Genomic DNA, 26,375 nt, shown 5'->3' with positions numbered 1-26,375 from the left:
ATGAAGATAAGAGTAGCAGATTATATTGCAGATGTGTTGGTTGAAAACGGAATCCATCATGTTTTCTCTGTAACAGGCGGAGGGGCGATGCATTTAAATGATGGTCTTGGACATAAAGAAGGACTGACATGCATCTATAATCATCATGAGCAGGCATGTGCGATTGCAGCAGAAAGCTATGCCAGGATCAATAATCAGATGGCTGCCGTGTGTGTGACTACCGGACCGGGAGGTACGAATGCAATCACCGGCGTGTTAGGCGGTTGGTTAGACTCTATACCGATGCTTATTTTGTCAGGGCAGGTCAGGTATGATACAACAGTGAGAAGTACAGGGTTAAATATACGGTCATATGGAGATCAGGAGTTTGATATTGTAAAAATGGTCTCACATATTACAAAGTACGCATGGATGGTAACAGATCCGGCAGATATTCGGTATTGTCTGGAAAAGGCACTCTATCTCGCAAAGACAGGAAGACCGGGACCGGTATGGCTTGATATTCCGTTAAATATTCAGGGCGCTTATATAGAAACAGAGCGGCTGTGTGGCTTTGATCCAAAGGAAGAGGAAAAAGATACTGTGCCAAAGGTGACGGATGAGCTGGCAAAAGAGATTATTGCAAAAATACGAAAAGCAAAGCGTCCGGTCTTAAATGCCGGGAATGGTATTCGCATTGCCGGGGCAGCAGAGGTATTTTTAAGAGTCGTTGAAAAACTGGGTATACCGGTAGTGACTGGCTGGAACAGTATAGATTTAATTTATGATACACATCCACTTTATACGGGACGTGCAGGAATCATGGGTGATCGTGCAGGAAACTGGGCAGTACAAAATAGTGATCTGCTTTTGTCGATAGGAAGCCGTCTTAGTATAAGGCAGGTTGGCTATCAGTATCAGAGCTGGGCAAGGGCAGCATATACGATCATTGAGGACGTGGATCAGGAAGAGTTAAAAAAGCCGGATCTGCATGTGGACATGCCTGTGTGGGCTGATGCAAAAGATTTATTAGAGGCATTAGAACGTAATCTGGAAGAAAAAGTGACGGAAGAAGAGAAAAAAGATCAGCAGGAATGGATCAGATGCTGTCAGAACTGGAAGAAAAGTTATCCTGTGGTACAGGAGAAACATATAGCACAAAACGGAGCTGTGAACGTGTATGCTTTTATAGGTAAACTGAGCAGTTTGCTACCAGAAAATAAAATTACTGTCGTAGGAAACGGATCAGCCTGTGTGGTTGGAAGCCATGCATATGAAATAAAAAGAGGTCAGAGATTTATTATAAATTCTGCAGTGGCATCGATGGGATATGATCTGCCGGCAGCAATCGGTGCCTGCATTGCTTCCGGAGAACAGGATATGATCTGTATTACCGGAGAAGGCAGCATTCAGATGAATCTGCAGGAATTACAGACGATCATACACCACAGATTACCGATCAAAATATTTGTTATCAATAATGGTGGATATCATTCTATCAGACAGACACAGAAAAACTTCTTTGGCGAGTCGTTAGTCGGTATTGGAGAGGATAGCGGAGATCTCAGTTTCCCTTCCATGGAAAAACTGGCTTGGGCATATGGATATCCTTATCAAAAGATAAACGACAACTATAAATTGGAAGAAATTGAGAAAACATTACAGATGCAGGGACCGGCAATCTGCGAGGTTTTTGTGGACACACAGCAGAAATTTGAACCAAAATGTGCCAGCAAACGTTTAGAAGACGGAAGTATGGTATCAGCACCACTTGAAGATTTAGCACCATTTCTTTCGGAGGAAGAATTAAAACAGCAGATGTTTATCCCATTGTTTTACGAGGAGAGAGTATAGTGAGTATGGACTGGAATTTTTTTAAAGGAAAGAAAATTTTAATTACAGGAAATACCGGATTTAAGGGAAGCTGGATGAGCAGCCTGCTTTTAGAAGCGGGGGCGGATGTAACCGGATATTCGTTGGAGGCACCGACGGAACCATCAATGTTTGAATTGTGTGGATTAAAAAATGAAATGCACACTGTTTATGGAGATATCAGGAATCTGGATCTGCTGAATCATACGATCCGCGAGGTACAGCCTGAATTTATGGTACACATGGCTGCACAGCCAATTGTGAGGGAAAGTTATGCAAGACCGGTATACACATATGAAGTAAATGTCATGGGAACCGTTAATATCATGGAATGTATCCGGAAAAACGATTGCGTACAATCATTTGTAAATGTTACTACAGATAAAGTATACGAGAACCATGAATGGGAGTGGGGATATCGTGAGAATGAAAGATTAAATGGGTACGATCCATATTCCAATTCGAAGTCCTGTTCTGAACTTGTTACAGCCTGTTACCAAAAGTCCTTTTTTGATGGAACAGGCAGAAAACTGGCAATTTCAACCGTGAGAGCGGGAAATGTGATAGGCGGTGGTGATTTTGCAGCAGACCGTATTGTGCCGGATTGTATGAGGGCTGCTGTAGAAGGAAAAAAAATCGAGGTCAGAAATCCAAATTCGATCCGTCCGTATCAACATGTGTTAGAGCCGGTAAGCGTATATCTGATGATACTGAAAAAGCAGTGGGAAGATAAAAAATTTGCCGGAAATTATAATGTGGGTCCGGATGAGAGTGACTGTCTGACGACCGGACAGCTTGCTGATCTGTTTTGCAGGGACTGGAAGAAACATACAGGAAAAGAACTGGTGTGGAACAGTGTGCAAATGGGTGGCCCGCACGAAGCAAATTATTTGAAACTTGACTGTTCAAGGCTGAAACGTACATTTGAATGGAAATCCTGCTGGAATGTGGAACAGGCAGTCGACAAGACTGTTGAATGGTATGCATGTTATCGTCAAAATGGAAATCTGGAGGAATGTACACGAAACCAGATAAAGGATTTCGTTAAATTATCCGGGCAGAATGGAAAATAGCATATGAAAAAGAGAGTGATCATAACAGGTCCCACTGGAGCGGTGGGAATGGCATTGATTCAGAAATGTATAGCTGAAAAAACAGAAGTGCTGGCTCTCTGTCACAAGGGTTCTAAGAGAATAGCTGATATTCCTGAGAATCTTTTTGTGACAGTAAAAGAGGCAGATTTATCTGAATTTCATAAACTGCAGCCGGCAGAAAATGAAAAATACGATGCCATGTTTCATTTTGGGTGGATGGGAACCACGGGGGCTGCAAGAAATGATATGGAGCTTCAATGCAGGAATATTGAATATACGATAGACGCTGTGCGGCTGGCGCAGCGTTTTGGCTGTAAGTTTTTTATTGGTGCCGGCTCTCAGGCTGAATATGGAAGAACAGAAAACAATCTGACTTCGCAGACGCCGGTTTTTCCGGAAAATGGATATGGAATGGCAAAACTGTGTGCAGGGGAGATGAGCCGGGAACTTTGCCATCAACTTGGAATAAAACACATATGGGTAAGAATCCTTAGTGTTTATGGTCCATATGATGGACCCAATACTATGATAAGCAGCGCAATCCGAACGATGCTCGAAGGAAAAAAGATGAAATTTACAGCCGGAGAACAGAAATGGGATTATTTATATAGCAAAGATGCTGCAGAGGCGTTATGGAGACTCTGGAAAAAAGGGACTGATGGTAAAGTATATGTGTTGGGGAGCGGCAGCATAAAGACGCTGAAAGAATACATACAGGAAATATATTGTGCAGTTTTGGAGATAAATCCGAATGCGGGAAGACCATGCTTTGGAGAAATACCGTATATAGATGGGCAGGTTATGTATCTTGGAGCTGATATACGTGAATTGACAGAAGATACAGGATTTATGCCGGAAGTTTCCTTTGCGGATGGTATCCGTGAAGTCATTGCGGGGATAAGAGTGGAAGGCTGAAACGTTGACGTTACTATCAACAAAGAGTATAATAGCAGAATATAACGGATTTTTTGAAATTTTTTAATAGAAATATAGATTGGAACGGAAGATATGAAGAAAATAAGTATAGTCATTCCATGCTTTAACGAGGTTGAGAATGTGGAACTGATCAGTTTTGCTGTTGAGAATGTTCTTGAAGAGGCATTATCTGAATATGACTATGAGATTCTGTTTATAGATAATTGTTCTACAGATGGAACGAGAGATAAGTTAGAAGAGATCTGTGCAAAGAAAAAAAAGGTTAAGGCTATTTTTAACGTAACGAATTTTGGCCAGTTCAATTCTCCATTTTACGCGATGTGTCAGGCATCCGGTGATTGCGTCATCTGCATGTGCTGTGATTTTCAGGATCCGGTAGAATTAATACCGATTTTTGTGCATGAATGGGAGAAAGGGCATAAGATCGTCAGTGGAATTAAGACAAGCAGTAAGGAGAACCGTTTTATATACCTGCTTCGTACAATGTATTATAAGATTATCAGAAATATGTCTACGACAGAGATGATTGAGCATTTTACAGGATTTGGTCTGTATGATAAATCTTTTATTGCTTTGCTGCGCCAGCTTGACGATCCAATTCCTTTTATACGCGGTATTGTGGCAGAGTATGGACATGGATTCAACCGTATTGAAGTAGAATATGAGCAGCCAAGACGTCGTGCAGGAAAGACCCATAACAACTTTTACAGCTTATATGATGCTGCGATGCTGAGCTTTACATCATATACGAAGGTGGGACTGAGACTGGCTACTTTTCTGGGATTTGGAGCATCGCTTGTCAGCTTTGGGATTGCTATCTTTTATCTGGTATATAAACTTTTACATTGGGAAACATTTCAGGCGGGAAATGCACCGATGGTGATAGGTATATTCCTTCTTGGATCATTACAGTTATTTTTTATTGGATTTATGGGTGAATATATATTGAATATTAATACAAGAGTTATTCACAGACCATTGGTAGTAGAGGAAAAAAGGCTTAATTTTGATATGCAGGAGGATAGCAATAAAAATACTGTGGGAGAAATAGACAGCTAATGAGTAAAAATGAAAATGGACAAAGTAGGATCTTTTATAAGATATTACAGATCCTGATGAAAATACCAGTCCTGCAGAATATAAGAATGCTGTTTTTCTTTTATGATTCTGTGGTTGCAAAGTTTATAAAAAAACCGGAAAAAGACAGTTCAAAGAAAAGAGTGCTCGTGGTGTTTCCTTTTGCTCTTGGAGATTGCATTTTATTCTTGGGTGCGATTGAAAATATGCAGAAAATATATCCGTCTGGAGAATACATAAGAACCATAGCATGTCAAAAGGGATACGAGGAGTTGTTTACACAATATTTTGATAAAGTTATCCCTGTTGAATATACAAAAGCATCGGTTAATCCGCTTGGAAGAATCAGAATGATAAAAAAAATACGCAGTATGTATTTTGACATTATACTTGATCCGATCGGCTGTGAAGAATGTTCACCAAATGTATTTTCGACGTATGCTGCATGTGGGGATATGAAAATAGGAGTACTGGAGAATTCAGATAAGAAAGTGCAGTGTCCGAAATGGATGAGGAAAAAGATTTATGACCAGGTACTGGAAATTCCAGATAAAAATCTTCATAAGATAAAGTTCTATGCAAGAGTGTGGGAAATGCTTGGAGTAGAAAAACCTGTGGCACATCCGGCTGTTTTGAACAGAATAGAGATAAAACAGCAACTGCCGGAAAAATATTTTGTTGTGTTTCCTTCTGCCAGTCTGCCGGTAAAGCAGTGGCCAATTGAGCGCTTTGCTGAAATTACAAGAAGAATCTATAAAAAGACAGGCTGGATGCTTGTTGTATGTGGAACAAAACGTGATGCAGAGACCATAGAAGGATATTTGAGAGAAATACCGGAAATACCGGTATGCAATATGGTACAAAAAACGAATGTACCAGAGTTTATAGAAGTTATTGGAAGGGCTGCATTTGTGCTGACAAATGATACTAGTGCATATCATATTGCCGTGGCACAAAAAAGAAAAGTGTGCGTAGTTACAGGAAGATATGTTTACAATACATTTATTGATTATGGAGAAATGAATGAAAATTATCAAAGACCAATTATTGTGTGTCGTAAAGGAAAATGTTGTAATTGCAATAATCGGTGTATATTTAAAGTGACAGACATATATCCTTGTGTACTAGAAAACACAGTAGAAGATGTGTGGAGAGCGGTTGAGAAAGGGTTGATAGAAAAGGAAGTTGGATAAATGGGAAAAGCTGTTTTTTTGGATCGTGATGGGACTATAAATATTGATAAGAAATATTTATATAAGATAGAAGAATTTGAATTTTTACCCGGAGTGTTAAATGGGCTGCGCTGGTTTAAAGAGGCAGGATATTTGCTGGTTATTATAACGAACCAATCAGGAATTGGTCGTGGATATTACACCGAACAACAATATTATGAGTTGGAAAACTGGATGTTGGAGAAATTAGAAAAAGCAGGAGCAGGAATAGATGCTGTATATCATTGTCCGCATTTGCCCGATGCACCAATTGAAAAATACCGAAAAATGTGTAATTGCAGAAAACCTAAAAAAGGAATGTTTGAACAGGCAATCAAGGACTATGATATAGATGTCGAAGAGTCAATTGTTATTGGGGATAAAATGCGGGACTTAGTATTGTGTGAAAACGGGATTACGCAGGGATATTTAGTGTATGCAGCAGACTATGGAGATAAGTTATTATCCAATGTGCATTACGTTAAAGGTGGAATAGAACAAGTGGCGAAGGAAATATTGGGAAAAGGAGAAAATTAAAATGGTAGAATGGATATTAAATGAAATAGAAGAAAAGAAAATAATATTAGAAAAACTTAATGAGACAGGATATTTGGAATTAGTAAATGAAGCAGGCATGAAATTAACAGAGGTTATAAAGAATGGAAACAAAATTTTATTAGCTGGGAATGGTGGAAGTGCAGCTGATGCACAGCACTTTGCAGGGGAAATTGTTGGAAGATTTCTTATGGAACGCAAAGCAATACCGGCTATGTCTTTATGTGTGGATCCATCTGTTATGACTTGTATTGGAAACGATTATGGATATAATGAGGTATTTGCAAGACAATTACAGGGTATGGGGGTAAAAGGAGACGCTTTTATTGGTATTTCAACAAGCGGTAATTCAGATAATATTGTTCAGGCGATAAAAGAAGCAAGAAAAAAAGACATGCTTGTAATAGGGTTTTTGGGAAAAAGTGGTGGAAAGATAAAGGAAATGTGCGATATTGCACTTGTGGTTCCATCTGATAATACACCTCGTATTCAGGAAGTACATACATTTACAGTACATTTGTTATGTGAAATAATTGAAAGAGGAGTTTTTCAAAAGTAAGGGGGCAGATATGAGCAGCAAAGAAAATATGATTTGTGCAGTTGAGAAAAAGTTTGCACAGAAAAGAGTACTTGTTATCGGCGATTTAATGGTTGATGAGTATGTTACAGGAAATGTCAGAAGAATATCACCAGAAGCACCGGTACCGGTTTTAAATTTTAAAGAGAAACGGTTAGAAGCGGGTGGTGCGTCTAATGTTGCTAATAATATTAAAACATTAGGCTGTGATGTGTTTGTAGTTGGAACTGCGGCAGAAGATGATGCGGGAAAATGGCTTCGTATGCATTTAAAAGAGCAGAAAATGCATATAGATGGTATTTATGAAGAAGAAAAGAGACCAACAATTGTTAAAACCCGATTTGCTACAAAAGGACAACAGTTGTTACGAATGGATAATGAAGTAACTGGATGCATTACAGAAGAAATACAAGAAAAAATAATTTCATATTTAAAAGGAAATGTGGATGAACTAGATGCAGTTGTGTTGTCTGATTATAAAAAAGGGGTTCTTGAAAGCAGCGCATTTGTAACAGAAATTATTCGAATCTGTAATGAACATGATGTGCTGATTTCGATAGATTCAAAAAGCAGAAAAATAGAGGCCTTTAAAAATGCCGATTTTGTCAAACCAAATAATCTTGAATTAGAGGAAGCTGTAGGAATGAAGATTACAGATGATAACAGCTTAAATGAGGCGGGAAAAATATATTTATATAAATCAGGAGCTAAGTGCCTGATCGTTACCAGAGGTGCAGATGGAATATCAGTATTTCTGCCGGATCAGAAACGTATGGATTTCCCATCAAAAGCGGTACAGGTATATGATGTTACAGGCGCTGGTGATACGGTTATCAGTACGATCACATTAGGAATGGTTAGTGGACTCTGTATTGAGGAGGCTGTACAGCTCGCAAATTATGCTGCTAGTGTAGTTATCAGCAAAGTTGGAACAGCACCGATCACAAGGGAAGAGCTGATAGGGAGAATTAATGAAGAATAAAATTGTTGGGGCTGATAAACTGCGTCAGGTGGTTAGCAGACTGAAAAATGAAGGGAAAAAGGTAGTAGCAACAAGTGGCTGCTTTGATATCATTCATGCAGGCCATGTGACATATTTGGAAGAGGCAGCAGCTAAAGGAGATGTATTTGTGCTGTTTTTGAATTCAGACAGTTCCGTAAAGCAACTGAAAGGGGATTTAAGACCGATTGTGCCACAACAGGAGAGGGCAGTTGTTATTGCCGGTTTAGGGTGTGTGGATTATGTATGCATATTTGATGAGACTACACCATGTCGGATGATAGATATCATTCAGCCGGATAGCTTTATTAAAGGTGGTGATTATGAGGGAAAATGGATTCCGGAGATGGATGCCACAGCTAAATATGGTGGAAATGTCGAATACGTCAGTATGGTAGATGGGTGTTCAACAACCAATATTATAGAGAAGATTATGAGAGTAATGAAAGGAGAATAATTATGAGCGTAATAGTAACAGGTGGAGCAGGTTTTATAGGAAGTTGTATTGTCAGAACATTAAATGATATGGGAATAGAGGATATTACGATTGTTGACCATATTTGTGAAACCGATAAATGGATGAACATGCGTAATAAAAAATATACAGAATACATTAATCGTGATGAATTTTTAGAAAAACTGCCGGAGTACGCAGGAAAGGTGACACATATTATTCATATGGGAGCCTGCTCAGCTACTACAGAGAGAAATTTTGACTTTTTATATAAGAACAATTACGAATATACAAAAACCTTATGGAAATTCTGCACGGAGAATCAGATCAGTTTTATTTATGCAAGCAGTGCAGCTACTTATGGTGACGGAAAAGAAGGATTTGATGATAAGGAAGATATCAAGAGATTACGTCCATTAAATGGATATGGATATTCTAAACAGTTATTCGATTTATGGGCGGAGAAACAGACAATTGCGCCGAAACAGCATGTTGGTTTCAAGTTCTTTAATGTATATGGACCAAATGAATATTTCAAGGGCAGCATGGCCAGCGTTATCTTCCATTCTTTTAATAAGATTAATGAAACAGGTGAGATGGGACTGTTTAAATCATATAAAGAAGGATACGAAGATGGTGGACAGCTTAGAGATTTTGTATATGTGAAAGATATCTGTAAAGTTGTTAAATTCATGATAGAACATGAAGAGGTAAGCGGATTATTTAACCTTGGTACCGGACAGGCAAGAAGTTTTTATGATCTGGCTGCATCTACATTTAAGGCAATGGGCTTAGAACCAAATATCAAATATATTGAAATGCCGGAAAGCCTGCGGGCAAAGTATCAGTATTACACACAGGCAAATATGGAAAAATTAAGAAGCGTAGGATATGCAGATGATTTTTATTCTCTTGAAGATGGAGCAAAAGATTACGTTCAGAATTATCTGATGAAGAACTATGAGACATACTAATATTGGAGAATAAAATGAAAGTAATTGCATGGTATCTTCCTCAATTTCATGAAATACCAGAGAATAATGAATGGTGGGGAACTGGATTTACAGAGTGGGTTAATGTAAAAAAAGCAAAACCATTAGAAGAAGGGCATAATCAGCCTAGGATTCCATTAAATGATAGATATTACGATTTGTCAGACGTATCTGTTCAAAAGTGGCAGATAGAAACTGCAAAAAAGTATGGCGTGTATGGATTTTGTATGCATCACTATTGGTTTGATGGAAAGCTGCTTTTGGAAAAGCCGATTGAGCAGTATTTGAAAAATAAAGGTCTGGATTTTCCATTTTGTATCTGCTGGGCAAATGAACATTGGACAAATCGCTGGATTGCTGGAAATGAAAAAATATTAATCGAACAGAAATATGGAAATAAAAAAGAATGGAAAGATCATTTTGAGTACTTGCTGCCTTTTTTCAGAGATGAAAGATACATAAGAATTGATGGAAAACCATTTATGGTTATCTATCGACCAGAATTAATCGACTGCATTAATGAAATGTTAGATTACTGGCAGAAACTGGCAAAGATGTCGGGATTGCCGGGAATCACATTTGCATATCAGGGAATGAAGTGGGATTTTGTAAAGAATAAAGATGATTCACGCTTCTCGTATGATATAGAATATCAGCCGTTAGTTTGTTGGAATGGAGAGCGTCAGAAAAATTTAAGTGTAAGGATACAGGATAAAATTCCCAAATGTATGTTGACTTTTTTTTCAAGACCTTTAAATGTTATAAGGGAAATGCTATTACGACAGGAAAATAAGAAAAAAAGTGTGAGAGAATACGAAGAGGTCTGGAAAAGTGTAGTGGAATATAAACCAGTGTCTGAAAAAAGTGTACCGGGAGCATTTGTTGATTGGGATAATACTCCGAGAAAAGGTGTGCATGGAACATATTTAAGAGGTGCAAATCCAGAGATATTCCGAAAATATTTTGAAATTCAGGTAAAAAGGGCAAGAGAAGTATATCATAAAGATTTTATGTTTGTTTTTTCCTGGAATGAATGGGCAGAGGGTGGATATTTAGAGCCTGACCAGAAAAATCAATATGGATATCTGGAAGCAATTCGTGATACATTAGATTTTTTGAATGAACGGGAAAATGTTAATAAAATTTAAAGGAGAAACATTAGATGAGCAATAAAGTCCGGGTGGCAAAGAGGTTAGTAAAGAATTTTTTTATAAGCTGGAAACATGATGGCGCAAAAGTGACATATCAGAGAGTGATATCAACTTTCAAATATGGACCACAGGATCCACCGATTGCGGAGATTATGGAAGACAAAATACAATCTTATGACGAAGGTGTATATGAGGGATATGTAAAAAGTATTGAGGAAAACAATATCAGCCGGTTTAATGGTGGAAGAAAAGAGTTTGTAGAAATTACAAAAACACCATTTGTAAGAAATGAAAATGATACAAAAATTATTGCATGGTATTTGCCACAGTATTATCAGATTGACATTAATAATAAATATCATGGGCAGGGATTTACAGAATGGACAAATTCATCACAGGCGATTCCTTTATTTGCAGAACACTATCAGCCGCATATCCCATACGATGTGGGATATTATGATTTGTTAAATCCTACAGCAATGATGAGACAGGCTGAACTGGCAAAGATGTACGGTATATATGGATTCTGTTTTCACTGGTATTGGTTTTCAGGAGAACGTACCATGGAAAAGCCATGTGAAATGTTATTGGAACATAAAGAGATAGACTTGAAATTTTGTTTTGATTGGGCAACGGAAAACTGGACATCGGCATGGGATGGTGGAACCAAGGAAGTTATTTTTGAACAAAAATTGCTTGATGGTGATGATAGAAAATTTATGGATGATATTTTGCCATATATGCAGGATGACAGATATATTAAAATTGATGGAAAACCGGTTTTGTCAATTTATCGTTGTGATATGTTTCCTAAGAAACGTTTCATAAAGATGATTGAGAATTTAAGAAAATATGCAAGGGAAGCAGGATTTCCAGATCTGTATATCATGATCACAAATCGTGAGAATATTGATGATGTTGCGGAGGTTGGAGCAGACGCACTTGTAGAATTTCCACCAGCAGCAATTTGGCCAGAATGTGGAAGATATCAGCCAGAGGGTTATGTAAATCCAAATTTTAAAGGTGATATTTTTGACTTGACGCCTTTTGTACAGCAGAAAAAGTATTTGAAAAAATATGGAAGTAAAAAAGTATTTCGATCAGCGTTAGTTGGGTTTGATAACACAGCGCGTCGGGCGACAACTGGATGTCAGATATTAATGGGAGCAAATCCGGCAAACTTTAAACTATGGTTAAAAGGCATTCTTGAAGAAAGCAGAGAGATTCATTCCGGAGATGAGAATATCGTATTTATCAATAACTGGAATGAATGGGCAGAAGGTTCTCATTTGGAACCGGACATGAAATATGGTTATGCATATCTTCAGGCAACCAAAGAGGCTCTCGAGGAAACGAGGGGAATGCGCTATGATATCGTAGAAAATCAGTGGAAAGAGAAGAAAGCAAAAGGAGTTACAACAATCAATTTTTATGTTCATTGTGTAGAATCTATGGGAGATATTGTGGCATGTGAACCGATTGCAAGATATTTAAAAGAGATGGATCAGCAGAGCAATATTAAATGGCTGGTTAAAAAACCATATGTTGATCTTATAAAGTATAATCCCAATATAGATGAAGTCATTCCTGTTGAGTGCTTAAGCGATGCAATTGATATATGCGATAAAGCGAAAAAGGAAGAAAATAATATTATAGTTGATTGTCACTATGATGGAAGGATTTGTTCAAAAACTTTTCGTGTTCATTCAAATAAAAATAATCCATCAGTTAATGAAAAGACATATTTTAACTATGGATCATTACTTGCAAACTTCTGTTTATCTGCAGGTTTGCCACCGATTGAGGATGCACCAAGATTTTATTTTGCTCCAGATGTAAAAGTTCCGGTTGAACTTCCAGATAAATATGTAGTATTTCATTGTAAATCTGCAGAATCTACAAAAGATTGGATTGATAATAAATGGAATACATTAGCGCATGATATTATGGATGCAGGATGTGCTGTGGTAGAGATTGGAATGGAATCAGTCGTGAAGAATAAGAATACGATGTACTATGATTGCACCAATATCAGAGACTTACAGCAAATTGCAGCGATTATAAAAGGTGCATGCTGTTTTATTGGAATTGACAGTGGATTTGCACATTTTGCAAATTGCCTGGATGTATATGGAATATTGATTTTTGGTAAATATAAAACGTTTGATTATCCAATGGTGTATAGTGGCAAATATAAAGATGGAAGTAATGCAACTATTATTTATGCAGATCAGAAACCAGCAGCAGAGGTCGAAGAAAGCAAAGTTTTAGAAGTGTTCATGAAACACATGTATCCGGAAGGACGGAGTATTCATTCGGAAACAGGCGAAGAGGTAAAGAAACCAGAGATTAAAATTGTAACAGAGGAGGATGTGAAGGATTCGTTGAAGGGATATGTTCCATTTCAGAATATATCTGTTGATTTTGGTGGTGAATATGGAAATATATCTTATGCACAGTTTGGAGATGATATGACGATCATGAATCTGGTACGTCAGTTAGGATTAGATAAACCATCGTATCTGGATATTGGAGCACATCATCCATATGTTATGAGCAACACTGCCATGTTATATCAAAAAGGATGTCGTGGTATTAATGTGGAGGCAGATAAAGAATTGTTAACCGCTTTTGTTGAGGAACGTGCAGAAGATGTCAATATTCATGCAGTTGTTGCAGGAAAAAAGGGAAATGAAATCTTCTATCATATTGCTAAAGCACCAGGGTGTAGCACGATCATTCAGAAACGGGCAGAAGATTTTGTAAAAGAGATGCCGGAATATGGCCCAATTGATGAGCAGAAGGTTACAACAATTACAATTGATGATATTGTATCTGGTCTGTGCGAAGGAGGCAGTTATCCGGACTTTTTAAATATTAATATTGGTGGTAATGAATATGATGTTTTGGCAGGGTCTGATTTATTATATTCTAATGGACCGGCAATTATTGATGTGGAAGTAGACGGAAGAGAACATGAAAAATTCAAGACGCTGTTAGAAGAAAATGATTACTTTTTCTATACACGTTTAGGTGTCAATGAAATATATGTTCGAAATAAATATAAAGATAGGATTGTGTCTTAGGAGAATGAACTATGGGTGAATTAATCCGAAAAGTTTCAGAGCTTAAGATTGGAAATGAAACTTTTGCTGTTGAGTTAAATGAATGTACAAATGATACAGGATACAAAGATATTCATATTCAGAATGATAAGTTCAGATTAAATGTGCCACAGAACGAATTCATGCAGATGGCTGCATGCGTTCTGCTGGCACAAAAGCAGCTCAAATTAATTAAACAGACAGAGGATAAATAGGAGGTTGCAATGTATATCCCTAAAGAACAGATAAATAGTTTTTTTCAGGATATAAACAGTTTTGGGATAAGTTATGTTCTGATAAAAAATATGGATGATGAGTTGCCGGCACATTTGGAAAACGGAAAAGATATAGATATTCTTGTAAAGGAAGAAGATAAAGACTTATTTGCACAGAAAATGTTAGGGTTAAGATATCAATCATGTATACCGCCATGTGGAATTTCAAATGGATGGTCATTTGCGTACGGTTTAACGGAATATCAATTTTGGAAAAAACCAGTGGAAGAGTATGATATATATATTGATGCATGTTTTAAATTGTGCTGCAAAAGTCTTACACCGAAGGTCTGGATTCCACTAGATAAAAAAATAAACAATGATATTTGGGAACAACGGGTGTGGAATGAAAAACAGAAATGGTATGAGCTGGATGAAAAAACAGAGGTCATTTATTTAGTGGTTCGTTCTATTTTTGATAAGCATGTATTCTCAAATGTATATAAGAAAGAGATAGAAAAAAGAAAAAACTTATTAAAAGAATTTGATGTAAGAGAAAAGTTACAGCTTGTTTTTTTTCATTTTACTGATACATTGATTGAAATGGTTTTAAATGGAAGATATGAAGAGATAATACCAAAATATCTTTCATTTACTGAATATTAGGAGAAATTATGAGTAATCCAGCAGTAATACAGTTAGCCTCTTTAGAGGAAATAACAGGTTTTCCATATAGGTTTGAAATTGAGGACAATATTGGTGAAGCAATTCATATCCACTATAAAGATATACGTCTTGATATGACAATAAAAGAATTTAATGAATTTGCTGATTCTGTCAGAAAGATATTTGCAAGCATGGTTGAGCATGAAAAGTTTCATATACAGGATTTTGATGCAGGAAATCTTATGTGGCTTGCAGCTTCTTTGATCGATTTAGAAGATATCCGTACAGAGGAAATGTATTTAGAGGATATTCTTGTGGATACTTATGATGAAGAAGGAAAAGTTGTTTACAAGCCGCTTCCAAATTCGAGAGTGCTTAAAGCGTTAAATGGGGATACGGCAGAAAATGATGCCAGAAGACAGATAAATTATTTCCATCAAAATGGATGTGAACGACAGTCTAATCAGGAGCGTATCAATTATGATTTAGAACAGATCAAACAATACGGATATCCTGTGGATGGAGAATTAATTATGCTGCGTGGTGATAATACAATCATTGATGGGCAGCATAGGGCATCGTGTTTGTATTTTTTGTATGGCAATATTAAGGTGCCTGTAAGAAAGATTTATTTTAAGGAGCGAGAACATAATAATGCATGTACACAGTCGGATCAGTTAAATGAATATAAATATAAATTACAAATGACACAGCAGAAGTTGTTTGGATTAGAACAGCAGTATCATAATTTAGATCTGGCACTTAATGAGAAAGACCGATATATAGAAAAGTATCAAAAAGATATACATGAATATGATATTGCAATCAATGAAAAGGATCGATATATAGAAAAGTATCAGAAAGATATACATGAATATGATTTGGCAATTAATGAGAAAGATCAGTATATAGAAAAATATCAAAAGGAAATAAAGGATCTGGAAAAGGCATTGCGCGAAAAAGATGTGATGACTAATAAAATAAAAAGTGAATTGGAAGTGTTGTCAGCAGAAATGATCAGGATGAAAAAGAACGCTTGGTGGAAAGTAAAAAGAACTATGGATCATTTACATGACAATAAAAAGTAGGAGATATTATGATTACGAAAATAAAAGAAATATTCGAGTATAGAGATATGATTGGCAGTATGGTACGGCGTGATCTAAGAGGAAGGTATAAAGGATCTGTAATAGGTTTTTTTTGGAATTTTATTAATCCTTTATGTCAAATTATTGTGTACTATATTGTTTTTTCACGGATTTTTGAAAATGGGATTGATAAATTCCATGTCTATCTGATTGTTGGTATGATGCCTTGGAATTTTTTCTCAGAATCACTGGCACAAGGAGCTGGCGCTATTGTGAGTCAGGCGGATATGACAAAGAAAATATATTTTCCGAGAGAGGTACTTCCAATCTCAGCAGTTACCAGCCGATTTGTTAACTTGCTGTTAACATTTATTATTATTTTTGCAATTACAATTGCATCGGGGGTGACGTTGAATGCAACTGCATTAATATGTCTGCCTCTTGTTTTGATAGTTCAATACATATTGTGTCTTGGCTTTGCATTGATTCTTTCGGTTGTAGATGTATATTTTAGAGATGTTGAATATATGACGGGTGTTTTTTTGATGGCTTGGATCTGGTTAACACCTATTATGTATACTTATGAATCAATTGAAAATGTTACGTGGTTACATTGGGTAGTTGGGAAAAACCCAATGACACCTATTATTACATCTTATCAGAATATTATATATTATCATCGTGTGCCAGATATGGCTGCATTAGGGAGAGCAGCAGTATTTGCAGTGGTGCTATTGATTGTTGGTGAATTAATTTTTAATAAATTTGTTAAAGGAATTGCTGAGGAATTATAAGAATGAAAAAAGAGAATGCAATTGAAGTAAAACATATATCTAAATCTTTTAAAATATACCATGATAAAGCACATCAATTAAAAGATGCAGTTGTATTTCATAATTTTAGAAAAAAACAGAAGGTAGAAAAGAGACTGATTTTGGATGATATTAGTTTCGAAGTGAAAAAAGGAGAAGCATTGGCGTTGATCGGTAGAAATGGATGCGGTAAAAGTACTACATTGAAAATGCTAACCCGCATACTATATCCAGATCAGGGATCTATTGAAATCCAGGGCAGAGTAGCGAGTCTTATTGAATTAGGTGCAGGTTTTCATCCAGATATGACTGGAAGAGAAAATGTATTTATTAATGCATCTATCTTTGGTATAAAATCAAAAGAAGTAGAAAAACGCATGGATGATATCATTGCGTTTTCAGAGTTGGAAGAGTATATTGACAGCCCGGTTCGTACCTATTCTTCAGGAATGTACATGCGTCTGGCATTTGCTGTTGCTATCAATGTGAATGCTGATGTGCTTTTGATTGATGAAATTCTTGCAGTAGGAGATGCTTCCTTTCAGGCAAAGTGCTTTAAAAAAATACGTGGTTTAAAGGAGTCAGGGGTTACAATTGTACTAGTGTCACATTCACTTGGTCAGGTAGAAAAGATATGTGATAAAGTAGTGTGGATTGAAAATGGAAAGATTCGTGAAGAAGGCGCAACGGAAGATGTTTGTCAGCATTATACAATGGTGATGGATGAGGAAAGAATTGCGAGAGAACGGAAAGAGCTGGAAGAAAGAAATCAAAGATTAAAAAAGAAAAAAGAACATGAAAGTTCTGAAAAGACAGAAGCAATTGCTAAGAGTCAGCCAGTAACAGATAAACAGCAACAAGAAGAAATAAAAACAAAGGAACCGGAACAAAAGGTAAATCAGGAAGAAAAGCCGACAGAGAAACAGAGACCAGTGGAAGCGTCTGAAAATGAGAAAAAAGAACAGAAAACGGAAGTGAAACAGGAAGTTCAGAATGAAACAGAGAAGGCCGATGATATTGAAGAGTATAAAATATATGATAATGAGCGTCCGTTTGAAATGATGTTACATAATGATGTGGCAGATTATGCAAGAGTTGATAGAGAAGTAAATGGGAAGATATTGATTCGTAGTGTGGATGTACTAGAAAGAAAAGATAATATATTAGAGTATGGTGAAAAACTGAAATTGCGAGTAAACTACGTGTGCAATGAGAATGGAAATGATTTTTATGTGCGTTGTATTGTAAGAACACCAAATCATACTGCTACAGGAACGACAATGTCAGAAAATGCCGTTGCATGTAAGAAAGATAATAGGGAACAACATTTGGAGCTTCAGTTAGACACATCGTCTATTGCACCCGGAAAATATGTCATCACTATTGTGTTTTTTGATATGCCAGAGCCAGGGAAACAAATAAAATATGATACAGCTTATGTAGCGGTTGGATTTCAGGTTGTTGCAACAAAGGGAGAATTTCTTGGTTGGCAATGGCCGGGAGCTGGTTGGGGGTATACGGCGTATGCACCTGTAATCATAGAAAAAGAATAGAAATATATATTTTTTGCAGGAGAAAGTTATGTTATTTAGTTCAATGGTTTTTTTGTGGATTTTTTTACCAATAGTCTTTTGTGGATATCATTTATTAAAGGATCAATATAAAAACATATGGCTATTAGTTGCAAGTTTGATTTTTTATTCATGGGGAGAGCCAGCTTATATTTTTTTAATGCTGTTTTCTATAATAGTGAATTATTTGCTAGGTATATGGATGGACAGATATGCAAAAAAGAAAATAGTTTTAATTGTTGCCATCATATTTAATTTGATGATATTGGGATATTTTAAATATTTTTCATCTATGATGGGAGCGCTTAATGGACTAATTGGTAAAGAACTGATCCAGGTGAAAACAATTATTTTACCATTGGGAATCTCTTTTTATACATTTCAAATTATGTCCTATATAATAGACTTGTATCGTGGTGAGATAAAAGTACAAAAAAATATTTTTAGATTGGCATTATATATTACATTTTTCCCGCAGCTGGTTGCAGGACCGATTGTAAAATATCATGATGTAGAAAATCAGATAGCACATAGAGAATGCACACCAGAAAAAATAGGATATGGAATTAAGCGTTTTATATATGGTCTTGGGAAAAAAGTAATTATATCAAATTCGATTGCGTCAGTGGTGGATACGATTTTCACAAATTCTGTGGATACGATAAGTACATTATGGGTCTGGATTGGTGTTTTTCTTTATACTCTGCAGATATACTACGATTTTTCAGGATATTCTGATATGGCAATTGGTTTGGGAAAAATGTTTGGTTTTGATTTTATGGAGAATTTTAATTATCCATATATATCGAAATCAATTCAGGAATTTTGGAGAAGATGGCACATTTCGTTATCGACGTGGTTTAAAGAATATGTTTATATTCCATTAGGGGGAAACAGAAAAGGAAAAGTACGAACATATTTTAACTTATGGATTGTATTTGCATTAACTGGAATTTGGCATGGCGCTACATTAAATTTCCTTATATGGGGGTTATGGCATGGGCTTTTTATGTTTATTGAACGTTTGGGTGTAAAAAAGTTACTGGATAAGAATCCACTTAAGATAATTAATTATATTTATACAATGTTTGTTGTAATTGTCGGATGGGCAATGTTTCGCTGTGATTCCTGGAAACAGGCATATGATACATTGTATGCTATGTTTAAAGGGGGAAGAGTAACAAATGAGATGTTATGGTATAATATTGCATCCACAAGAAGTCTGGTAATTATAGTAATTGCAATTATTTTGGCTGGACCTCTTCAAAAAATATTTCCAAAACTTGAAAGTCAGTTTAAAGGTGAACAAAATTTTTGCCTGTTAGAAGGTATTTTACAATTTATAATATTACTAATTGCGATTATGTTTTTGGTAAGTGGGCAGTATAATCCTTTTATATATTTTAAGTTTTAGGAGCAAGCAGATGAAAAAAATAGTAAGATGTTATATTGTAGGTTTTGTTTTGGTGTTGGTTCTTCCGTATTTGGTATATTTATATGTAGCAAAGTATTTGGATTTAGAAAATCATGAGAATCATGAATTGGTTACGATGCAGGATGTTCTTGATGCTTCGTGGAATGAGAAGACCATTATATTAGAAGATTGTATTAATGATCATATTCCGTATAAAAATGAGTTAACAAAGTTAAATACATTAGTTGATATTAATATATTTAAAAGTTTGGATTCTCAGTCTGTATTGCTTGGTAAAGATAATTGGCTTTTTTATAAAAAAGATAATTGTCTTGAAGATTATTGCAGGGTATTATCTGTATCTGAGGAAGAAATTGAAGATACAATCATGTCTATGCAGAATTTACAGGAGTATTGTGATGAACGTGGCATAGAACTTGTCTATATGGTAACACCCAATAAAGAAAGTATTTACGGAAATCTCTATATGCCGGATTATGTTAAAGTAGCAGAAAAAACAAGCAGAGTAGAAACATTTCTTCAAAATATAAATAATGAAACAGATATTAATATTATTTTTCCTGAAACAGAATTAAAGGAAGCAAGAGATGCTGGATATCAGGTATATAAAAAATATGATACACATTGGAACCAACTTGGAGGATATGTTGGAACAATGCGTTTATTAGAAGCGTTGAAAATGGATACGCAGGATCTTGGGGCGCTTACAGTGTATAGTGGAAATAATATAACAGGTGACCTTGCCAATATGATTGGAATGGGAACTGTATATAATGATGATATTGATTATAGACTGGATGGGTATAAGGATAATATACAACCGGAGCTGATTGAGGAACGGGATGAACCTAATCTTAAGTATAGTCATTATAGGACTGATATTCCAGATGGTAAAACAATAGTATGTATCGGGGATTCTTTTTTAGAAGCGACAGAAGAATATCTTGCTAAAAATTATAAGGAAAGTTATTTTATGCATATTTCAAATTATGTGGAGGGAACAATTGAGGCAGCAGATCCTGATGTTATTGTAATCACTTCTACAGAGAGAGCATTTCCAGGATTACATTGGTCAATCGATAGCATATTGGAGAAGATGTAAATGAACTTTGGCTTGAAATTTGGAATCATGTTTACATATTAGGATAAATGGAGAGACGCAAATGAAACAATATGATAAGATTATTATCGGTGCAGGATTGTATGGATTATATTCAGCATTATTTTGCTGTAAGTTAGACCAGAATGTACTGGTTCTTGAATGTGATCCTACACCTTTTAGAAGAGCTACATATATTAATCAGGCAAGAGTGCATCAGGGATATCATTACCCAAGGTCGATTTCAACTGCTATGAAATCGGCAGGGTACTTTGAGCGATTTAATAAGGACTATGCGTTTTGTATTAATAAAGAGTTTGAACAGATATATGCTACATCCAGCCAATATTCGTGGTCAGATGGCGAGCAGTTTAAAAGATTTTGTCGTGCAGCAAATATTCCATGCGAGGAATTGCATCCGGAAAGATATTTTAAAGCAGGAATGTGTGATGGTGCGTTTTTAACAAGAGAATATACGTATGATGCAATGATTTTAAAAGAATATTTTTTGGAAATGCTATCGAAATATCCTAACAATGTTCAGATAAAATACAACGCAAATATTAAAAGCATTGATAAGCTTTCAGATACATATGTGATTCGCACAGAGGATGGAGAAGAGTATGGTACTGGGTTTGTGCTGAATGCAACATATGCAGGAACAAATCAGATACTTGATATGGTTGATTATGAAAAATTTGGTATTAAATATGAGTTATGTGAAATTATTTTATGTAATGTAAATGCGAAATTAAATGATATTGGACTTACTATTATGGATGGCCCATTTTTTTCTATTATGCCTTTTGGAAAGACAGGATACCATTCATTGACATCTGTTACATTTACCCCACATACTACCAGTTATGACGGGGTTCCGACTTTTGTGTGCCAGGATAGGAGTGGAGGTTTTTGTTCAACACGTCATCTTGGAAATTGCAATGACTGTCCGGCAAAACCGGAAACTGCATTTCCATATATGGCAAATTTGGCTCGGAAATATATGAAAGATGAATATGAATTTACTTATGAAAGATCGTTGTTTTCAATGAAACCAATACTTATGAGTTCGGAAATAGATGATAGCAGACCAACGGTAATCAGAACATATTCTAAAAAACCGACCTTTGTTGCAGTACTTTCCGGAAAGATAAATACAGTTTATGATTTGGATGAGGTGTTAAAAGATGGTGAATAAAGAAAAAAATTTTGCATCAGCAGTAATTTATGTGCATAATGCAGAAAAGACGATTGAAAAATTCCTAGGGACAATTATTGAAGTAATGCAGTTAAACTTTGAACATTCAGAGATTATTTGTGTGAATGATGCATCAGATGATAGTAGTATTGGTAAAATTAAAAAAGTAAGTGAGGTTGCATCAACGACAAGCGTATCTGTTGTGAATATGAGCTATTTTCATGGCTTGGAATTAGCAATGAATGCCGGTGTCGATATGGCTATTGGTGATTTTGTATTTGAGTTTGATAATACTAATCCAGATTTTGACAGGAATGTAATTATGCAGATTTACTGCCGATCATTAGAAGGATATGATATTGTCAGTGCAACACCGGACAGGAAAGAGAAATTTACATCCAGATTATTTTATAAAGTGTTTGATAGATTCAGTGATATAAAATATAAAATGACAACGGAAAGTTTTCGTGTCTTAAGCCGCCGCGTAATTAATAGAATCAGTTCGATGAATAAAACGATACCGTATAGAAAGGTATTGTATGCGGGGTGTGGATTAAAAACAGACAATGTAAAATATAAGGTATTAACAGATAATTGTTCAGAACATGACAAAAGAGAGAAAAGTTACAGAACCGATCTGGCAGTAGATACACTGATCTTATTTACGGAAGTAGGATATCGTTTTTCTATGGTAATGACAGTTTTAATGATGTTAGCATCTATTTTTATGATTGTATATTCGATCGTTGTGTATGCAGCATCGAATCCGGTAGCAGGATGGACGACGACGATATTGTTTTTGTCGGTAGCTTTTTTTGGATTATTTGGGGTACTTACTATAATAGTGAAATATTTACAGTTGTTGGTAAATTTAGTATTTAAAAGAAAACATTATAGTTTTGAAAGTATAGAGAAATTGACAAAGTAAAGCGGAGGATTAGAAGAATGAAAGTGTTGGTAGGATATACAGGATTTGTAGGAAGCAATATATATGCTGCTGGGAGATTTGATGCGGTTTATAATTCAAAGAATATAAAAGAAGCATATGGAACAAAGCCGGATTTACTTGTATATGCAGGACTTCGGGCTGAAAAGTATCTTGCAAATAATGCGCCGGAAAAGGATATGGAACTGATTGTTCAGGCTGAAGAAAATATATCAAAGATTGATCCTAAAAAACTTGTTCTGATATCTACTATCGATGTTTTTAAAAATCCGAGAGATGTAGATGAAAATTCGATAATTGATACGGTTGATCTTCACCCATATGGCTACAATAGATATAAACTTGAATTGTGGGTAAGGGAAAATTATCCAGATGCATTAATTATTAGATTACCGGGCTTATTTGGCAAGAATATTAAAAAGAATTTTATATATGATTATATTAATGTAATTCCGTTTATGTTAAAAACGGAAAAGATGAACGAACTTGTGAAAATCGATCCTGAAATTCAGAATGATTATGTAATGCAGGATAATGGATTCTATAAGGTAAAATCTCTTTCGGATGAAGCAAAAAGTATTTTAAAAGAAAGATTTGAAAAAGTAGGATTTAGCGCATTAAATTTTACCGATAGCAGAAATATATATCAGTTTTATAATTTAGGCAGATTATATGAGGATATTCAAAGGGCATTAGATTTGAAAATTACTTTATGGCATCCAGCTACAGAACCGGTTTCAGCAGAGGAATTATATCAATACTTGACAGGAAATGAATTCAATAATGTACTGGGAGGAACCCCGGTAACGTATAATTATAAAACAGTTTATGATAAAGAATTTGGGGGAAAAGATGGATATATATGTACAAAAGAAGAAGTTTTAATAAGTATAAAGGAGTTTGTAGATGAGAATAGCAAATAGAAAAGTAATATATTATATATCACTTGTATTATTTTTTTTTAGTACATACATCTTTTTACTTCCAGATTCGGTTCAATATTATGATTATTTAGATTTTTTTGAAGGAATAAGACCGTTAGAACAATGGAACCCGGATCGGGGATTTGTATTTCCATTTATTTTATGGATGGGAACAATGATTACTAGCAATGTTTTAGGAATATTGGTTATATTTTCAGTGATATATATTTTTTCATTTGTATATATAATTAAAACTTTACAACTGATTTTAAAATATGAAAATGTGGAAATTTCAGATGCATATGTATATATTTGTGTTTTTATAGTATTGGGGATAAACCCAATTATTTATTCTTGTTATCATGTTGTTTTAACAGAATTTGTGTCTGCATTTTGGGTAATAATTCAATTTTATGTATCCACTAAGTTTTTACTTTATAGAATTACGGATAGAAAATATGAAAAACATAAATATTTTCTATATTGCATTATAAGTTGTATTTTAATAATTCTTGAATATTTCACAAAACAAATGTATTTTCCAATCAGTTTAGTAATAGTTCTTTTTTATGAAATATTTTATGTGATAAAAAGAAAAGAAATAAAAAATTTTATATATTCAGCTATATTATTAGTTGCGATGTTGTTTGCGTTGGTTGGATCAGTAAAGATATTTGGTCAAGTAACAGATTCAAGTAAAAAACAAGATTCATTTGCGATTATTGCAGGGGGGTTAAGGTATTTCGAAGTAGAAGGATATGAGCATAAAGACGGAGATATAAGGATTTCTCATTATTATCAAGGAAAAAGGAAAGTCTATATTAAAGATGATAATGAAGAAAATATAGATGAATTTGTTTATAATTTTGATGGATCTTTTGGAAATACAGTTAAGTTTGTTTTTTTATGTTTGAAAAAAAATCCTCAACGTTTTTTTCAAGGATATTATGATAATTATATGTTATTATCTGGTTTTTATTCTAGACCGTGGGAACATGATTATATTCAATATCAGACGGGAAGAGTAGTCAGACATGATATTTTAAAAAATTTATATGATATTGGAACACCAGAGATAAAGAATTTATCTCAGGAAATTAAAACATCTTTTATTCCCTATATTTTAATAGAAAATGTAGATACACAGTGGCTAGTAACGGGTTGGGAAAAAAATGGTTGGAGTTTTTGGAATGATAGGGTTCTTAACTATCGAGAGATTGGTGGAAGTTTAGTTGGAAAAATATTAGGGAAAAGTTTCTTTTACAGTATTTCCATGTCGTTATGGGCAGTTTTAATAACTATATCCCCACTAAGATTTGTATTTTATATTTATAAATATTGTAAAAAAAGAGAGAAGAGTATATATTACAGTGCGCAAGCAGTATTGAATGTTTTTTGCACATCTCAAATTGTTTTTTTCTCTATCACAGGCTGTGTTGTAGATAGATATTTGTTAGCGGGTTATATGGCGGTTTTAATAAGTTTTATGTTATTTATATTGTGTGCTGGTGTAAGATTTTTATGTTGTAGAGAATGGGTAAAACGAATACGTGTATGATAATAACTATACAGAGAGGGGATTAGAATTATGAAATTATCAATTTCTAATATAGGTTGGTCAAACGAGAATGATGTTAATGTGTATGAACTGATGAAAAAATATGGATATTCTGGTTTGGAGATTGCACCGACTAGAATTTTTCCAGAAGCTCCATATGACAAATTGAAAGAAGCTGGCGTATGGGTGGAAAATTTCAAGAAGAAATATGGCTTATGTGTCTCTTCCATGCAGTCAATTTGGTTTGGACGGCAAGAAAAAATATTTGGAAGTAAAGAGGAACGACAAATTCTTGTTGAATATACTAAAAAAGCAATTGATTTTGCATCTGTGATAGGTTGCAGGAACCTTGTATTCGGTTGTCCAAGAAATAGAAATTTGCCGGAAGGAAAAGATGGAGATTCAGCTGTGGAATTTTTTAAGGAAATTGGTGATTATGCGGCAAGCAAGAATACGATTGTAGGAATGGAAGCTAATCCAACCATTTATAATACAAATTATGTGAATGATACATTGACAGCTTTACAGTTAATAAAGAAAGTGGACTCTAAAGGATTTTTGCTAAATCTTGATGTTGGAACGATGATTCAGAATGAAGAAGATGTCTCAGAACTTGTAGATAATGTTGAATGGATTAACCATGTGCATATCAGTGAGCCTGGTTTGAAACCTATTCAAAAAAGAGATATTCATATGCAGTTAAAGAACATATTGCTTGAAGGGGGGTACAAGGGATTTATTTCCATTGAAGTAAAAAAACAAGAGAAGATTTTAGTTATTGAGAATATGATGGAATACATAGGTAATATTTTTGCAGATAAAAAATGATGTATAATGAAGTATTGGTAAAGAAAGGAGCGAT

Annotated in this window: 24 protein-coding genes; all 24 read left to right on the top strand. The window is 35.1% G+C overall.

Annotated features, from left to right (window positions below; genetic code table 11):
• The 24 genes from ACDD58_RS00945 to ACDD58_RS00830 all read left to right on the top strand — a co-directional run bounded on the left by ACDD58_RS00945 (window position 1) and on the right by ACDD58_RS00830 (window position 26,341).
• Window positions 1-1,833 (top strand): thiamine pyrophosphate-binding protein, encoded by a 1,833-nt coding sequence (locus ACDD58_RS00945; protein WP_370775117.1) that lies wholly within the window; start codon window positions 1-3, stop codon window positions 1,831-1,833.
• 5 nt (window positions 1,834-1,838) lie between these two features.
• Window positions 1,839-2,924, top strand: a complete 1,086-nt coding sequence (gene rfbG / locus ACDD58_RS00940) for a CDP-glucose 4,6-dehydratase (protein WP_370775115.1) — start codon at window positions 1,839-1,841, stop codon at window positions 2,922-2,924.
• 3 nt (window positions 2,925-2,927) lie between these two features.
• The gene (locus tag ACDD58_RS00935) at window positions 2,928-3,860 is read left to right on the top strand and encodes an NAD-dependent epimerase/dehydratase family protein (RefSeq protein ID WP_370775113.1); all 933 of its coding nucleotides are present in this window, start codon (window positions 2,928-2,930) and stop codon (window positions 3,858-3,860) included.
• A gap of 93 nt (window positions 3,861-3,953) precedes the next feature.
• Complete coding sequence (locus ACDD58_RS00930) at window positions 3,954-4,940, top strand: glycosyltransferase family 2 protein (protein ID WP_370775111.1); 987 nt, start codon at window positions 3,954-3,956, stop codon at window positions 4,938-4,940.
• On the top strand, window positions 4,940-6,151 hold the full coding sequence (locus tag ACDD58_RS00925; protein ID WP_370775109.1) for a glycosyltransferase family 9 protein: 1,212 nt from the start codon (window positions 4,940-4,942) through the stop codon (window positions 6,149-6,151). The genes ACDD58_RS00930 and ACDD58_RS00925 overlap by 1 nt, the downstream gene beginning before the upstream one ends.
• Window positions 6,152-6,706 (top strand): D-glycero-alpha-D-manno-heptose-1,7-bisphosphate 7-phosphatase, encoded by a 555-nt coding sequence (locus ACDD58_RS00920; protein ID WP_370775106.1) that lies wholly within the window; start codon window positions 6,152-6,154, stop codon window positions 6,704-6,706.
• 1 nt (window position 6,707) lies between these two features.
• A complete protein-coding gene (locus ACDD58_RS00915; RefSeq protein WP_370775104.1) occupies window positions 6,708-7,283 on the top strand; it encodes an SIS domain-containing protein in 576 nt (191 codons plus the stop codon).
• Window positions 7,284-7,293: 10 nt separating this feature from the next.
• Window positions 7,294-8,283, top strand: a complete 990-nt coding sequence (locus ACDD58_RS00910; protein ID WP_370775102.1) for a bifunctional heptose 7-phosphate kinase/heptose 1-phosphate adenyltransferase — start codon at window positions 7,294-7,296, stop codon at window positions 8,281-8,283.
• Window positions 8,273-8,758 carry a D-glycero-beta-D-manno-heptose 1-phosphate adenylyltransferase gene (gene rfaE2 / locus ACDD58_RS00905; RefSeq protein ID WP_370775100.1) on the top strand — a complete coding sequence of 162 codons (486 nt, stop codon included), beginning with the start codon at window positions 8,273-8,275 and terminating at the stop codon, window positions 8,756-8,758. The genes ACDD58_RS00910 and rfaE2 overlap by 11 nt, the downstream gene beginning before the upstream one ends.
• Before the next feature lie 2 nt (window positions 8,759-8,760).
• On the top strand, window positions 8,761-9,729 hold the full coding sequence (gene rfaD, locus ACDD58_RS00900) for an ADP-glyceromanno-heptose 6-epimerase (RefSeq protein WP_370775098.1): 969 nt from the start codon (window positions 8,761-8,763) through the stop codon (window positions 9,727-9,729).
• Between the two features lie 14 nt (window positions 9,730-9,743).
• A complete protein-coding gene (locus ACDD58_RS00895) occupies window positions 9,744-10,895 on the top strand; it encodes a glycoside hydrolase family 99-like domain-containing protein (RefSeq protein WP_370775096.1) in 1,152 nt (383 codons plus the stop codon).
• 14 nt (window positions 10,896-10,909) lie between these two features.
• Window positions 10,910-13,984 carry a glycoside hydrolase family 99-like domain-containing protein gene (locus ACDD58_RS00890; protein WP_370775093.1) on the top strand — a complete coding sequence of 1,025 codons (3,075 nt, stop codon included), beginning with the start codon at window positions 10,910-10,912 and terminating at the stop codon, window positions 13,982-13,984.
• An 11-nt stretch (window positions 13,985-13,995) separates the two neighbouring features.
• Window positions 13,996-14,217: a hypothetical protein gene (locus tag ACDD58_RS00885; protein WP_370775090.1), complete on the top strand. Its 222-nt coding sequence runs from the start codon at window positions 13,996-13,998 to the stop codon at window positions 14,215-14,217.
• A gap of 9 nt (window positions 14,218-14,226) precedes the next feature.
• Window positions 14,227-14,883: a hypothetical protein gene (locus ACDD58_RS00880; protein WP_370775088.1), complete on the top strand. Its 657-nt coding sequence runs from the start codon at window positions 14,227-14,229 to the stop codon at window positions 14,881-14,883.
• An 8-nt stretch (window positions 14,884-14,891) separates the two neighbouring features.
• Window positions 14,892-15,971 carry a hypothetical protein gene (locus ACDD58_RS00875; RefSeq protein ID WP_370775086.1) on the top strand — a complete coding sequence of 360 codons (1,080 nt, stop codon included), beginning with the start codon at window positions 14,892-14,894 and terminating at the stop codon, window positions 15,969-15,971.
• Between the two features lie 8 nt (window positions 15,972-15,979).
• Window positions 15,980-16,765, top strand: coding sequence for an ABC transporter permease (locus ACDD58_RS00870; protein ID WP_055196084.1), 786 nt, complete (start codon window positions 15,980-15,982; stop codon window positions 16,763-16,765).
• 2 nt (window positions 16,766-16,767) lie between these two features.
• A complete protein-coding gene (locus ACDD58_RS00865; RefSeq protein WP_070103152.1) occupies window positions 16,768-18,336 on the top strand; it encodes an ATP-binding cassette domain-containing protein in 1,569 nt (522 codons plus the stop codon).
• Window positions 18,337-18,364: 28 nt separating this feature from the next.
• On the top strand, window positions 18,365-19,768 hold the full coding sequence (locus ACDD58_RS00860) for an MBOAT family protein (RefSeq protein ID WP_055196083.1): 1,404 nt from the start codon (window positions 18,365-18,367) through the stop codon (window positions 19,766-19,768).
• A 10-nt stretch (window positions 19,769-19,778) separates the two neighbouring features.
• A complete protein-coding gene (locus ACDD58_RS00855) occupies window positions 19,779-20,891 on the top strand; it encodes a hypothetical protein (protein ID WP_370775083.1) in 1,113 nt (370 codons plus the stop codon).
• A gap of 61 nt (window positions 20,892-20,952) precedes the next feature.
• Window positions 20,953-22,086 (top strand): FAD-dependent oxidoreductase, encoded by a 1,134-nt coding sequence (locus tag ACDD58_RS00850; RefSeq protein WP_370775081.1) that lies wholly within the window; start codon window positions 20,953-20,955, stop codon window positions 22,084-22,086.
• Entirely contained in the window at window positions 22,076-23,014 is a 939-nt protein-coding gene (locus ACDD58_RS00845) for a glycosyltransferase (protein ID WP_370775078.1), read from the top strand. Before ACDD58_RS00850 ends, ACDD58_RS00845 begins: the two co-directional genes overlap by 11 nt.
• A 17-nt stretch (window positions 23,015-23,031) precedes the next feature.
• Window positions 23,032-23,955: an NAD(P)-dependent oxidoreductase gene (locus ACDD58_RS00840; RefSeq protein WP_370775077.1), complete on the top strand. Its 924-nt coding sequence runs from the start codon at window positions 23,032-23,034 to the stop codon at window positions 23,953-23,955.
• Complete coding sequence (locus tag ACDD58_RS00835; RefSeq protein ID WP_370775075.1) at window positions 23,939-25,513, top strand: hypothetical protein; 1,575 nt, start codon at window positions 23,939-23,941, stop codon at window positions 25,511-25,513. The genes ACDD58_RS00840 and ACDD58_RS00835 overlap by 17 nt, the downstream gene beginning before the upstream one ends.
• A gap of 30 nt (window positions 25,514-25,543) precedes the next feature.
• The gene (locus ACDD58_RS00830; RefSeq protein ID WP_370775072.1) at window positions 25,544-26,341 is read left to right on the top strand and encodes a sugar phosphate isomerase/epimerase family protein; all 798 of its coding nucleotides are present in this window, start codon (window positions 25,544-25,546) and stop codon (window positions 26,339-26,341) included.
• The last annotated feature ends 34 nt before the right edge of the window (window positions 26,342-26,375 follow it).

The organism is Roseburia sp. (genome assembly GCF_041325975.1).
GTDB classification, from domain to species: Bacteria; Bacillota; Clostridia; order Lachnospirales; family Lachnospiraceae; genus Roseburia; species Roseburia rectibacter.
This window is presented reverse-complemented; position numbering and strand designations above follow the sequence as displayed.

What these genes read in the sequence shown, in the direction of transcription:
- ACDD58_RS00945 (WP_370775117.1), top strand. Translation starts at nt 1, where the DNA reads ATGAAGATAAGAGTAGCAGATTATATTGCAGATGTGTTGGTTGAAAAC.
- rfbG (WP_370775115.1), top strand. Translation starts at nt 1,839, where the DNA reads ATGGACTGGAATTTTTTTAAAGGAAAGAAAATTTTAATTACAGGAAAT.
- ACDD58_RS00935 (WP_370775113.1), top strand. Translation starts at nt 2,928, where the DNA reads ATGAAAAAGAGAGTGATCATAACAGGTCCCACTGGAGCGGTGGGAATG.
- ACDD58_RS00930 (WP_370775111.1), top strand. Translation starts at nt 3,954, where the DNA reads ATGAAGAAAATAAGTATAGTCATTCCATGCTTTAACGAGGTTGAGAAT.
- ACDD58_RS00925 (WP_370775109.1), top strand. Translation starts at nt 4,940, where the DNA reads ATGAGTAAAAATGAAAATGGACAAAGTAGGATCTTTTATAAGATATTA.
- ACDD58_RS00920 (WP_370775106.1), top strand. Translation starts at nt 6,152, where the DNA reads ATGGGAAAAGCTGTTTTTTTGGATCGTGATGGGACTATAAATATTGAT.
- ACDD58_RS00915 (WP_370775104.1), top strand. Translation starts at nt 6,708, where the DNA reads ATGGTAGAATGGATATTAAATGAAATAGAAGAAAAGAAAATAATATTA.
- ACDD58_RS00910 (WP_370775102.1), top strand. Translation starts at nt 7,294, where the DNA reads ATGAGCAGCAAAGAAAATATGATTTGTGCAGTTGAGAAAAAGTTTGCA.
- rfaE2 (WP_370775100.1), top strand. Translation starts at nt 8,273, where the DNA reads ATGAAGAATAAAATTGTTGGGGCTGATAAACTGCGTCAGGTGGTTAGC.
- rfaD (WP_370775098.1), top strand. Translation starts at nt 8,761, where the DNA reads ATGAGCGTAATAGTAACAGGTGGAGCAGGTTTTATAGGAAGTTGTATT.
- ACDD58_RS00895 (WP_370775096.1), top strand. Translation starts at nt 9,744, where the DNA reads ATGAAAGTAATTGCATGGTATCTTCCTCAATTTCATGAAATACCAGAG.
- ACDD58_RS00890 (WP_370775093.1), top strand. Translation starts at nt 10,910, where the DNA reads ATGAGCAATAAAGTCCGGGTGGCAAAGAGGTTAGTAAAGAATTTTTTT.
- ACDD58_RS00885 (WP_370775090.1), top strand. Translation starts at nt 13,996, where the DNA reads ATGGGTGAATTAATCCGAAAAGTTTCAGAGCTTAAGATTGGAAATGAA.
- ACDD58_RS00880 (WP_370775088.1), top strand. Translation starts at nt 14,227, where the DNA reads ATGTATATCCCTAAAGAACAGATAAATAGTTTTTTTCAGGATATAAAC.
- ACDD58_RS00875 (WP_370775086.1), top strand. Translation starts at nt 14,892, where the DNA reads ATGAGTAATCCAGCAGTAATACAGTTAGCCTCTTTAGAGGAAATAACA.
- ACDD58_RS00870 (WP_055196084.1), top strand. Translation starts at nt 15,980, where the DNA reads ATGATTACGAAAATAAAAGAAATATTCGAGTATAGAGATATGATTGGC.
- ACDD58_RS00865 (WP_070103152.1), top strand. Translation starts at nt 16,768, where the DNA reads ATGAAAAAAGAGAATGCAATTGAAGTAAAACATATATCTAAATCTTTT.
- ACDD58_RS00860 (WP_055196083.1), top strand. Translation starts at nt 18,365, where the DNA reads ATGTTATTTAGTTCAATGGTTTTTTTGTGGATTTTTTTACCAATAGTC.
- ACDD58_RS00855 (WP_370775083.1), top strand. Translation starts at nt 19,779, where the DNA reads ATGAAAAAAATAGTAAGATGTTATATTGTAGGTTTTGTTTTGGTGTTG.
- ACDD58_RS00850 (WP_370775081.1), top strand. Translation starts at nt 20,953, where the DNA reads ATGAAACAATATGATAAGATTATTATCGGTGCAGGATTGTATGGATTA.
- ACDD58_RS00845 (WP_370775078.1), top strand. Translation starts at nt 22,076, where the DNA reads ATGGTGAATAAAGAAAAAAATTTTGCATCAGCAGTAATTTATGTGCAT.
- ACDD58_RS00840 (WP_370775077.1), top strand. Translation starts at nt 23,032, where the DNA reads ATGAAAGTGTTGGTAGGATATACAGGATTTGTAGGAAGCAATATATAT.
- ACDD58_RS00835 (WP_370775075.1), top strand. Translation starts at nt 23,939, where the DNA reads ATGAGAATAGCAAATAGAAAAGTAATATATTATATATCACTTGTATTA.
- ACDD58_RS00830 (WP_370775072.1), top strand. Translation starts at nt 25,544, where the DNA reads ATGAAATTATCAATTTCTAATATAGGTTGGTCAAACGAGAATGATGTT.